The organism is Streptomyces sp. NPDC002130, from assembly GCF_040296465.1.
Lineage (GTDB): Bacteria > Actinomycetota > Actinomycetes > Streptomycetales > Streptomycetaceae > Streptomyces.
In genome coordinates, this window is sequence record NZ_JBEOXI010000015.1 from 48,791 (window position 1) to 58,349 (window position 9,559).

The window sequence follows — 9,559 nt, forward strand, 5'->3', positions numbered from 1 at the left end:
AAAGGGACTCCGCGTGTCTCTGAGTCGTAGACAGGTCGCTGTTGCCGCGGCCGCTGTGCCGTTGGCGTTCTCCCTGGCCGGGACCGCTCTCGCCGCCGGCCGTCGTACGCCAACCCTCTACATCGCCGGTGATTCCACCGCCGCCCAGAAGTACCAGGACGCCGCGCCCGAGACCGGGTGGGGAATGGCGATTCCGTTCTTCCTGCAGAGCTCCCGGCTCGCTGTCTCCAATCACGCCGTGAACGGGCGGAGTTCGAAGAGCTTTGTCGACGAGGGGCGGCTGAAGGGGATCCTGTCCGCCATCCGGCCCGGGGACTTCCTCCTCGTGCAGTTCGGTCACAACGACGAGAAGCGGGAAGACCCCACCCGGTACACCGAGCCCTGGTCGGCGTATCAGGAGTATCTGCGGATGTACCTGGACGGAGCCCGGGCGCGTGGGGCGCGGCCGGTGCTCGCCACCTCCGTGGAGCGGCGGCGGTTCGACGCCGCCGGGAAGGCTCTGCCGACCCACGGGGAGTACCCGGCGGCCATGCGGGCCCTCGCCGCCGAGGAGCGGGTCGCGCTGCTCGACATCCAGGCGCTGTCGCTCGCCCTGTGGCAGCGGCTCGGGGTCGAGGAGACCAAGAAGTACTTCAACTGGACGGCGACCGAGCAGGACAACACGCACTTCAACCCGCCCGGGGCCATCGAGGTGGCCCGGCTCGTGGCGCGGGAGCTGCTGCGCACCCGGGTGTTCGGGCCGCGTGACGTGCGGCGGCTGGACGAGCGGATTCCCGAGTCCTGGGTCACCTGGCCGGAACCCGCCGCGTAACCCCCCGACGAAGAAGGAAGAGAGCCGTACCATGAACGCACAGAAGTGTCATGATCATGTCATGGCTAGAGCCGCGCTGCTCATCGGCTGCACCGCGCTCGTGCTGTCCCTGAGCGGCACCGGCGCCCAGGCCCAGCCCCGGGACATCGCGCGCCAGACCCTCGGAGCCGGCGACGGATGGGGCTCCCACGGCACCGGCACCACCGGCGGAGCGGCGGCCGACGCGCAGCACGTCTACACCGTCACCACCTGGGAGCAGTTCCGGGCCGCCCTGAAGGACGGCGGGACCGCGCCCAGGATCATCAAGGTCAAGGGCGTCATCGACGCCGTCTCCCAGGGCTGCGACGCGTTCGCGGCCGAGGGGTACGACTTCCGGAAGTACCTCGCCGCCTACGACCCCGCCGTCTGGGGCCACGACAAGCCCGTCAGCGGTGAACAGGAGGACCTGCGGGCCGCGTCCGCCGCCGGGCAGGACAAGACCATCAAGGCGAGCGTGCCCGCCAACACCACCATCGTGGGCGTCGGGAAGGGCTCCGGGATCCGCGGCGGCAGCCTGCAGATCAGGGGCGTGAACAACGTCATCGTCCGCAACCTCGCCTTCGAGGCCCCGATCGACTGCTTCCCGCAGTGGGACCCCACCGACGACAACAAGACCGGCGCCTGGAACAGCGAGTACGACGGGATCGTGGTCTACGGCTCCACCCATGTGTGGGTCGACCACAACACGCTGACCGACGGCCGCTACCCCGACAGCTCGCTGCCGTCCTACTTCGGCAAGACCTACCAGCAGCACGACGGGCTGCTCGACGTCGTGCGCGGCTCCGACCACGTCACCGTGTCCTGGAACTCGTTCAAGGACCACGACAAGACCATGCTGATCGGCAACAGCGACAGCGCCACCGCCGATGACACGGGCAAGCTGAAGGTCACGCTGCACCACAACCGCTTCGAGGGCATCGTCGAGCGGGCCCCGCGGGTGCGGTTCGGGCAGGTCGACTCGTACAACAACCACTTCGTGGTCACCAAGGGCCAGAAGTGGGGCTACGTCTACGGCATCGGCAAGGAGTCCCGGCTCGTCGCCGAGCACAACGCCTTCACGCTGGCGCAGGGCTTCAGCCCGGCGAAGATCCTCAAGAAGTGGAACGAGGCGCCGGTCACCGCGGGTTCCAACATCGTCAACGGCAAGGCGGTCGATCTGATCGCCGTGCACAACGCGGAGATCCCGGGGGAGACGCTCCAGTCGGGCGCCGGCTGGACGCCGACCCTGCGCGCGGACGTCGACCCGGCGAAGGCCGTCCCGGGCATCGTCGACGCCCGAGCGGGCGCCGGCCGCCTCTGCTGACCTGACTGTCCCGAACCGGCCGGGGCGGCCCGCATCGCATCCCCACCCCGGGGTGCGCCCGCCCCGGCCCCTTCCCACCCCGCACCCGCCGCACCGCGAAGGAGCAGCCGCATGCTCTCGCAGCCCGACCACTCGCCCCTCTCCCGCCGGGGGTTCCTCGCCGCGAGCGCCGCGGCGGGCACCCTCCTCGGCCTCGCCCCCGGCCCCGCCCGGGCCGGTACCCGGACGCGACCGTTCGGCCGGTACGGATCGCCCGCCGCGCGCCGCGACCCCCGGACCCTGTACGTCCACCCGGGCGGTGCCGGTGACTTCACCACGGTCCGCGATGCCGTGGCTGCCGCCGTCGGCAGCGGATACACGCTGGTCATCGCGCCGGGCGTCTACCGGCAGACCGTCGCCGTCGACCCCGGGCGTACCGAGATGACCTGGATCGGGGCGAGCGAGAACCCCTGTGACGTCGTCATCGTGTACGACAACGCGGCAGGGACGCCCAAGCCCGGCGGCGGCACCCACGGCACCACCGGCTCGGCCACCACCACCGTCCAGGCCGACGGGTTCACCGCCCGCTGGATCACCTTCGCCAACGACTGGCTGCGCGCCGACCACCCGGAGATCACCGGCACCCAGGCCGTCGCCCTCAAGGTCCAGGGCGACCGGTCCGCCTTCCACCACTGCCGGTTCCTCGGCCACCAGGACACCCTGTACGCCGACTCCATGGCGCTGGGCACCTTCGCCCGCCAGTACTTCGGTCACTGCCACGTCGAGGGCGACGTCGACTTCGTCTTCGGGCGGGCGACCGCCGTCTTCGAGCGGTGCCACTTCCGGACCCTGTCCCGGACCGACCTGGCCGGCGCCCCGTACGGCTTCGTCTTCGCGCCGTCGACCGCCGGCGCCAACCCGCTCGGCTACCTGGTGACCCGCAGCCGCGTCAGCAGCGCGGCACCCGACGGCTATTACAAGCTGGCCCGGCCCTGGGTGCCCAGCTCCGACACCACCGCCCGCCCCATGCTCACCGTGCGGGACACCCGGCTCGGCCCGGGCATCGACGCGGTCGCGCCCTACGCCAACATGTCCGACTCCTACCCCTGGCAGGCCCAGCGCTTCGCCGAGTACCGCAACACCGGCCCGGGCGCCGACATCACGGTCCCCGCCAACCGCCCCCGGCTCACCCCCGCCCAGGCCCGGTCGCACACCAGGCAGACCTACCTCGGCGACTGGCGGCCGTATGCGTAGGGCCGCCGCGCTCCTCCTCGGTCTCTGCCTGCTCTGGCCGGCCGTACCGGCCTCCGCCGCGGACCGCGCGCCCACCGGCTGGGCCTCTACCGGCCACGGCACGACCGGCGGTGCGGGCGGGCGGACCTGGACGGTGGACACGCGCGCCGAGCTCGAGGCGGCCCTCGCCAACGACGGCGAGCCGACCGCACCCAAGGTGATCCGGGTCGTCGGTGACGTCAACGGCCATGAGAGCGACGACAGTTCCCTGCTCGGCGAGCAGGACTACGCGCCCCGATACGACCTCCGCCGGTACATGTCCTGCTTCGGCGAGGACGGCTCGGCCTGGTCCGACACCCGCTTCGGCTACTGCAAGCAGCAGCGGCAGCTGCGGCAGACCGGGTCGAACAACGAGAAGGCGCAGATCCAGCTCACCCTGCCGAGCAACACCACACTCGTCGGCGCCGGCCGTGACGCCCGGCTCCTCGGGGTGTTCCTGACCGTCAACACCGGCACCGACATCATCGTGCGCAACCTGCGCCTGGAGGCACCCGTCGACCACTTCAGCAGCTGGTCGCCGGACGACGGCGCCCGGGGCAGCTGGAACGCCCGCTTCGACGCCATGACCGTGTTAACCGGCAGGAACATCTGGATCGACCACTGCACCTTCACCGACGGCCGCTTCCCGGACAGCGCGGCACCCCTCGGCTTCCACGGCGAGCGCGTACAGCGGCACGACGGGCTGCTGGACATCGAGGACGGCTCCGACCTGATCACCGTCTCCGACAGCCGGTTCGAGGAGCACGACAAGGCGACCCTCGTCGGGTCGGGCGACGGACGCGGCGACCGCGACCGCGGGCACCTGAAAGTGACCTTCGCCCGCAACCTGTTCACCGACATCGTGCAGCGCGCCCCGCGGGTCCGCTTCGGGCAGGTGCACGTCGTCAACAACGTCCACCGGGGGCGGGCGCCGCTCTACGCCCTGGGCGTCGGCGTGGAGTCCGCGATCTTCTCCGAGCGCAACGTCTTCCGGTACCCCGGGGGAGGGCGCTCACTCGCCGTCGCGGCCTACGGGGGCACGCAGTTCCACGACACCGGCTCCTGGTTGAACGGCCGGCCAGCCCGACTGAACGCCGTGGCGAGCGCGCTCGGACTCGGCAGCGACGTCGGCTGGGACCCCGCCGACGTGTACGACCACCGCGTCCTGCCCTCCCCGGCGGCCGTCGAGCGGTACGTACTGCGGCACGCCGGAGCCGGGAGGCCGCATGGACGCCCATGACGCGCTGGGGCGACGGACGTTCGTCGTCGGGGCGGGGACCGCGCTGCTGGGCGGGGGAGCGGTGAGCGGGGCACGGGCTGCGGTCGTGGACGGTCCGCTGCCCGATTTCCACCCCGCCCTGAAGGACGCCCTGACCTTCCCGCTGGCCTGGGGCCGGTCGCCGATCCGCGACTTCCGTGCCTGGCGGCGAGCCGCCCGCGCCACCGTCGAGGAGCACCTCCTCGTCGAGCGGCAGGACGGGACGCCGTACGCACCGGAGTTCACCGGCCGGTCCCGGACGCGGGACTACACCCGCGAGCTGGTGACCGTCTCCCTCACCCGCTACGAACGGGTCCGCGGCGCCCTGCTCACCCCGCACGGCCGCGGGCCCTTCCCCGCCGTGCTGCTCCTGCACGACCACGGCGCCAGGTTCGACATCGGCAAGGAGAAGCTCGTCCGGCCCTGGTACGACGACACGCGGCTCGCCTCCGCGCGGGCGTGGGCCGACAAGTACTTCAGCGGACGGTTCGTCGGTGACGAACTGGCCGGGCGCGGCTATGTGGTGCTGTGCCTGGACGCGCTCGGCTGGGGTGACCGCGGCCCCCTCGCGTACGAGCAGCAGCAGGCCCTGGCGTCCAACTTCTTCAACCTCGGATCCTCACTCGCCGGGCTCACGGCCCGGGAGGACCAGCGGGCCGCCGCCTTCCTGGCCGGACTCGACCGGGTGGACGCCCGCCGTGTCGCGGCCGTGGGTTTCTCCATGGGCGCCTACCGCGCCTGGCAGACCGCCGCCCTCAGCGACCACGTCGCGGCCGCCGCGAGCGTGTGCTGGATGACCGGCCTGAAGGAGATGATGGTGCCCGGCAACAACACGCTGCGCGGGCAGTCGGCGTACTACATGCTCCACCCCGGCCTCGCCCGGCACCTCGACATCCCCGACGTGGCGAGCATCGCCGCACCCAAGCCGATGCTGTTCTTCGACGGCGGACTGGACACCCTGTTCCCGGCCGAGGGCGTGCGGGTCGCGTACGACAAGCTGCGTGCCGTCTGGCGCTCGCACCACGCCGAGGAGCGGATACGGACGAAGACGTGGCCGGAGCTCGGCCACGTCTTCACCGCACCCGTGCAGGACGAGGTCGTCAGCTGGCTCGACGACGTCCTGTGAGACTCACCGCCGTACCGGCTTGATGCCCTCCAGCGTCGGTACCACGGGCTTGATGCCGCCGTCGGCCGCGAACTCCATGCGGTCGACGGTGGTCTCGCGGTGCATGCCGTCGCCGCCCGGCAGGCCGGGGCCGTTGAGGGCGAAGCGGTGGTAGACCATGTACCAGTCGTCGGTGCCGGGAGTGTTCACCACCGAGTGGTGACCGGTGCCGAGGATGCCGTACTCGGGCCGCTTCTGCAGGATCGTCCCGCGCTTGGTCCACGGGCCGAGCGGGGACGGTCCCGTCGCGTACGCCACGTGGTAGTTCTCGCTGCGGGTGTCGTCCTCCGACCACATGAAGTAGTACGTGCCCTTGCGCTTGATCACGAAGGAGCCCTCGCGGAAGTTGTCCGGGGTGATGTCCTTCACCTTCGAGGCGTCGAAGGACACCATGTCGTCGTTCAGCGGCACGACGTACCCGTGGCCGTTGCCCCAGTACAGGTAGGCCTGGCCGTCGTCGTCCGTGAAGACGGCAGGGTCGATCATCTGGCCCTTGAGCGAACCGCCCTTGGGCACCAGGGGTTTGCCGAGCGCGTCCTTGAAGGGGCCCGCGGGGGAGTCCGCCACCGCGACGCCGATCTGCTGCTCGGCGCAGTAGTAGAAGTAGTACTTGCCGTCGCGCTCGGCGATCGCGGGCGCCCAGGCGTTCTTGTCGGCCCAGCTCACGTCGGGACCGAGGTCGAGGATCACGCCGTGGTCCTTCCAGTTCACCAGGTCCTTCGACGAGTACGCCTTGAACTTGGTGCCGCTCCAGCCCTGGAAGCCGTCCGTCGTCGGGTAGATCCAGTACCGGCCGTTCAGGTAGTGGACGTCGGGGTCGGCGTTCAGGCCGGGCAGCAGGGGGCTGCGGGTGGGCACTGCCTCGACCGTCCAGGTGCGCCTGGTGCCGTCGGCGGCCGTCACCGTGTACTTCTGCGGCGTGCGGAAGTCACGCCGCGTGCCGGACTTCGGACTGAGCTTCGCGGCCTCACCTACCCACAGCTTCGGGGCGAGGCCCCGCAGATCGGCGTCCGGCCGCATGGGCAGGACGACCTTCGAGGCGCTGTCCGTGACGATCGCGTAGCCCTTCTGGTGCTTCGCCGTCGCGTCCACGACCGAGGTGGAGGTGGAGGGGTAGGCGGCCAGCAGACGGTCGTACTCCTGCTGCGTCACCGGGAGCACCGTGCCGTGCCGGGGGCTCGCCGGGAGCTGGTAGTTCGTCGACGGGGTCCACTTGCCGGAGGCGAGGTCGGTGGTCTCGAAGGGCACGTAGCCGCGGCCGCCGTACTCGTCGATGAACAGGTACCACTTCTTCTCGGTGTTCGACTTGAACACCGTCGGGCCCTCACCGCGGTCCATCGCGCCCTTGCCGATGCAGTCGGCCACGAAGTCGTACTTCGTCGAGGTCAGCGAGGTCGACTTCTCGCCGGTGATGAACTTCGAGCAGGGGCTGGAGGAGCTGGGATCCCGCTCGTCCTTGGTGTAGCGGTAGTACTCGTCCTCGTACTTCACCACGGTGGAGTCGATCACCGAGTAGCCCGGGTCGTTCCAGATCTTCGGCCGGCTGAAGGTGCGGAAGTCCTTCGTCGTCGCGTACAGCATCTTGTTGTACGTGTCGCCCTTGTGGTCCGGGTCGTCGTCGGCGTACAGCTTCGACGCCCAGAAGACGACGTACTCACCGAGCTCGTCGTCCCAGTAGGCCTCCGGGGCCCAGGTGTTGCCCGCGCTGTCGGGCGAGACCTTCACCAGGCGCTGGTCGGTCCAGTGGACGAGGTCCGTGGACTCCCAGACCATGATCGACTTGCTGCCGTGCCGCTGGACGTCGTCCCAGCTGCCGCTGGAGTTCTGGTACATCCGCAGGTCGGTGGCGATCAGGTAGAACTTGTCGCCCTCGGGGGAGCGGATGACGAACGGGTCGCGCAGGCCCTTCTCGCCGGTCGTCGACGTCAGCACCGGCTTGCCGGCGTTCAGCTCGCGCCAGTGCAGCGGGTCGTTGCCGCGGCTGAGGGCGTAGCGGATCTGTTCGCCGTCGGCGGTGCCCTCACCGGTGAAGTAGGCGAAGAGATAGCCGGCGTACGTGCTGTGCTTCACGGGCGGGGCTCCCGGGTCGGCGGTGCTGGGCGGCGCCGCGAGGAGGGTCAGGAGGAGGCCGGTCAGGGCCAGGAAGGGGAGCAGGAGCGTGCGGGCGATGCGGGGGCGCATGACACTTCCTGTCGGAGTGTGGGGGATTCTGTTCGATAACAGCCTTCGGAGTTTCACCGGAGGGAGTCAGGGCGTCAACGGGTGTGCGTGAGGCCGGTGTTTCCGAAACTTTCGGAACGCCGGGAACCGGCGCACGTGACGGCGGCAACCCTTTCCGGGGCGGCGGCGACTGATGGACGGAAGACGAGCCGGAGCGGGCCCCTCCGAGCCGTTTCCGTCCCCGGCCCCCAGGAAAGGAACGCTCCGTGCTGCCGAGCGCCGGACGTCATCGCAGGACCCGCACGCTCTCCATCGCCGCAGCCGTGGCCTGTGCCGCGGGGGCCGGCGGCGTCCACCTCGGGCTGTCGAGCGGCGGCGCGCGGGCCGCCTCGACGACGGTCACCGTCTCCGGCACGGCCCAGCTCGAAGAGGCCGTGCGGAACGCCACCGCCGGCATCGTGATCCAGGTCCGCGGCGGCACCTACCACCCGGCCGCCACCCTCGAGTCCACGGCGAACGGCACCGCTTCCGCGCCCATCACCCTGCGGGCGTACGACGGTGAGAAGGTGCGGATCGACGGGTCCGAGCTGCCCGCCGGCTCCTGGCTGGCCGCGATCCACGGCGACCACTGGACCGTCCAGGACCTGGCCTTCGTCAACTCCCCGGCCCAGGGGCTGGTCGTCACGTCCTCGGTGGGCGGGGTCTTCAGGAACCTGGTCACCGCCGGCAACGGCGACTCCGGCTTCACCCTCCGCGGCGACGGCACCACCGGCAACCTCGTGCAGAACCTGGACAGCCACGGCAACTACGACCCGGCCGGCCACGGCCGGAACGCCGACGGCATCGCGGTCAAGTTCGGCTCCGGGACCGGAAACCGGATCACCGGGGCACGGCTGTACGGCAACTCCGACGACGGCCTCGACCTGTGGCAGTTCTCCTCCCCGGTCACCATCGAGCACTCCTGGGCCTTCGGCAACGGCGAGAACCGCCGGCACGACACGGCCTTCGAGGGCAACGGCAACGGCTTCGAGCTGGGCGGCGGGGGAGCGTCCGCCGCCCACGTCGTCAACGACAACGCGGCCTGGGGCAACACGCTGCACGGCTTCACCGGGAACTCCAACACGGGCGCCGTCGCACTGCACCGCAACACCGCCTACACCAACGCCGGGAGCGGCTTCTCCTTCGCGACCGGCACGGGCCGCCTCGCGAGGAACCTCGCCGTCGCCGACAAGGGCGGCGCGGCGAAGCTCGGTCCCTCGACGGTCTCCGCCGGCAACAACTGGGACGGCGGCATCACCGCCCCGCCCTTCAGGTCGACGGACGCGGCCGGGGCGTACGGAGCCCGGCGGGCGGACGGCTCCCTGCCCGCGACGGCGTTCCTGACGACCGGCTCCCCGGGCATCGGCTCGACGATGGAATAGGCGGCCGTCGCCGTGGCGGACACGGCGACGCCCCCGTCGGTGCGAAGCGACGGGGGCTTCGGCCACGGCCTGAACATACGCAACCGCTTCATCAAGCCCCCGGCCGGCGTCGACGTCTGCATGGTCGCCCCGAAGGGCCCGGGCCACCTGG

The 9,559-nt window shown here is 70.9% G+C and carries 7 protein-coding genes and 1 pseudogene; 7 read left to right on the forward strand and 1 reads right to left on the reverse strand.

All coding sequences use genetic code 11. The annotated features are described in order from the left end of the window. The first annotated feature begins 13 nt into the window (after positions 1 to 13). From ABT116_RS04840 to ABT116_RS04860, 5 genes are all read left to right on the forward strand, one after another. Positions 14 to 811 carry a rhamnogalacturonan acetylesterase gene (locus ABT116_RS04840; RefSeq protein ID WP_351627827.1) on the forward strand — a complete coding sequence of 266 codons (798 nt, stop codon included), beginning with the start codon at positions 14 to 16 and terminating at the stop codon, positions 809 to 811. A 31-nt stretch (positions 812 to 842) separates the two neighbouring features. Continuing rightward, a complete protein-coding gene (locus ABT116_RS04845) occupies positions 843 to 2,153 on the forward strand; it encodes a pectate lyase family protein (protein ID WP_351627830.1) in 1,311 nt (436 codons plus the stop codon). A 111-nt stretch (positions 2,154 to 2,264) separates the two neighbouring features. Continuing rightward, entirely contained in the window at positions 2,265 to 3,386 is a 1,122-nt protein-coding gene (locus tag ABT116_RS04850; RefSeq protein ID WP_351627832.1) for a pectinesterase family protein, read from the forward strand. Then, positions 3,379 to 4,644, forward strand: a complete 1,266-nt coding sequence (locus ABT116_RS04855) for a pectate lyase family protein (RefSeq protein ID WP_351627835.1) — start codon at positions 3,379 to 3,381, stop codon at positions 4,642 to 4,644. The genes ABT116_RS04850 and ABT116_RS04855 overlap by 8 nt, the downstream gene beginning before the upstream one ends. Then, positions 4,631 to 5,788 carry a dienelactone hydrolase family protein gene (locus tag ABT116_RS04860; protein ID WP_351627840.1) on the forward strand — a complete coding sequence of 386 codons (1,158 nt, stop codon included), beginning with the start codon at positions 4,631 to 4,633 and terminating at the stop codon, positions 5,786 to 5,788. The genes ABT116_RS04855 and ABT116_RS04860 overlap by 14 nt, the downstream gene beginning before the upstream one ends. Before the next feature lie 3 nt (positions 5,789 to 5,791). Here the strand turns inward: ABT116_RS04860 and ABT116_RS04865 are convergent, their stop codons facing one another. After that, a complete protein-coding gene (locus ABT116_RS04865) occupies positions 5,792 to 8,008 on the reverse strand; it encodes a glycoside hydrolase family 43 protein (protein WP_351627845.1) in 2,217 nt (738 codons plus the stop codon). Between the two features lie 245 nt (positions 8,009 to 8,253). On the opposite strand from ABT116_RS04865, the gene ABT116_RS04870 reads away from it, so the two are divergent. Beyond that, complete coding sequence (locus ABT116_RS04870; protein WP_351627847.1) at positions 8,254 to 9,408, forward strand: right-handed parallel beta-helix repeat-containing protein; 1,155 nt, start codon at positions 8,254 to 8,256, stop codon at positions 9,406 to 9,408. A gap of 57 nt (positions 9,409 to 9,465) precedes the next feature. Next, a pseudogene (locus ABT116_RS04875) lies at positions 9,466 to 9,559 on the forward strand (hypothetical protein); the annotation flags it as partial.